Below are 251 nucleotides of genomic sequence, written 5' to 3'. Positions count from 1 at the left end.
GGCAAGCGAGTGCGCTTCTACTCGACAGTGGATCTGGCCAACGCACTGGAACAGGAAAAGGCGCAGGGCCGTGCTGGACGGATCGCGGCGAGTCTGCTCCGCCTTGACCTGGTCATCCTGGACGACTGACCCTGCCTCGATTCCACGTACAGCAAGAAGTTTGATAACTTTTTGCCTGTATGGAGAAGAACATGGCAGAGAACGTGGTACCGAGACGGCAGTACACGAAGGAATTCAAGGTTGAGGCGGTG

The 251-nt window shown here is 56.6% G+C and carries 1 pseudogene; it reads left to right on the top strand.

Annotated features, from left to right (window positions below):
• Positions 1-126, top strand: a pseudogene (locus HWX25_RS33210) (ATP-binding protein); the annotation flags it as partial.
• Positions 127-251 lie beyond the last annotated feature (125 nt).

Source organism: Burkholderia sp. BCC1640, assembly GCF_902833125.1.
In the GTDB taxonomy this organism is placed as follows: Bacteria; Pseudomonadota; Gammaproteobacteria; order Burkholderiales; family Burkholderiaceae; genus Burkholderia; species Burkholderia diffusa.
This window is presented reverse-complemented; position numbering and strand designations above follow the sequence as displayed.